The 1,263-nt window shown below is 68.2% G+C and carries 1 pseudogene; it reads left to right on the plus strand.

The features are described from left to right. Positions 1–1,263 (plus strand): annotated as a pseudogene (locus AB0447_RS36410) (hypothetical protein); the annotation flags it as partial.

Here is a 1,263-nt window from a genome sequence, read left to right on the forward strand (position 1 = left end):
TGCTGGACCAGGCGGCCGCAAAGCGCGTCGGCCGCGCGGGCAGCCTTCTCCTGAACGTCAACCGCACGGATGCGGGTAAGACTTCGGCTCCGGTTTCGGTGGAGCTGGACTACGCCGCGTTCAAGAACGCGTACGGCGGCAGCTGGGGCTCCCGGCTGCAGTTCACCGCGATCCCGACCTGTGCGCTCACGACGCCGAAGCGTCCGGAGTGTCAGGGCAGTGTCCCGGTCACCACGAAGAACAACCCGGAGACCGGCAAGCTGGTCGCCACGTTCGAGGCCCCGGCCAGGCCCGCCCCGGCCCCGAAGCCGGCGGGCACGGCATTCCTGAGCCCCAACGCCCTCGCTGCGGCCCCGGCCGCAGCCCCGGCCTCGGCCGGCACAATGACGCTGGCCGCCTCCCCCGGCGCGTCCGGTGCGAACGGCACCTACAAGGCCACCAGCCTGAGTGCCTCGGGTTCCTGGCAGGCCGGCGGCTCCGCCGGTGACTTCTCCTGGTCCTACCCGATCGACATCCCCGCTTCCCTGGGTGGTCCGAGCCCGTCGCTGTCGCTGGGTTACTCCAGCGCGAACATCGACGGCCGCACCAACGCCTCTGCTCAGCAGACCTCTTGGGTGGGTGACGGCTGGGACCTGGCCTCGAACTACATCGAGCGGGGTTTTGTCCCTTGCAGCCAGGACAAGCGTGCCGGCTCCGGGTTCAACAACCCGAAGGACGACACCGGCGACCTCTGCCACGGCGCTCCGATGGTCACCATGTCCCTGAACGGCGGCTCGACGCCTCTGGTTCTGGACGACGCGACGAAGAAGTGGCGTCCGGCGAAGGACGACGGCTCCCGTCTGGAGCTGCTGTCGGGTGCGGACAACGGTGACAAGGAGGGTGAGCACTGGCGGTTCACCAACCCGCACGGCATCCAGTTCTACTTCGGTCTGAACAAGCTGAACGGCTGGGCGGCGGGCAAGCCCGTCACCAACTCCACCTGGAACGTTCCGGTCTACGCGAACCACCCCGGTGAGCCCTGCTACACCGCGACCTTCGCGGACGCGGTCTGCAACCAGGCCTACCGCTGGAACCTCGACTACGTCGTGGACCCGCGCGGCAATGCGATGACGTACTGGTACCAGAAGGAGGTCAACCACTACGGATCCAACTACAAGATCGCGGGTGGTTCCACCGCCCGTGCGTACGACCGCTCTGGCTGGCTGGACCACGTCTCCTACGGCCTGCGCAGCGACAACCTGTTCGCCTCCGCGCCCGCCGAGG

This window comes from Streptomyces sp. NPDC051211 (genome assembly GCF_040689505.1).
Taxonomy (GTDB): Bacteria; Actinomycetota; Actinomycetes; order Streptomycetales; family Streptomycetaceae; genus Streptomyces.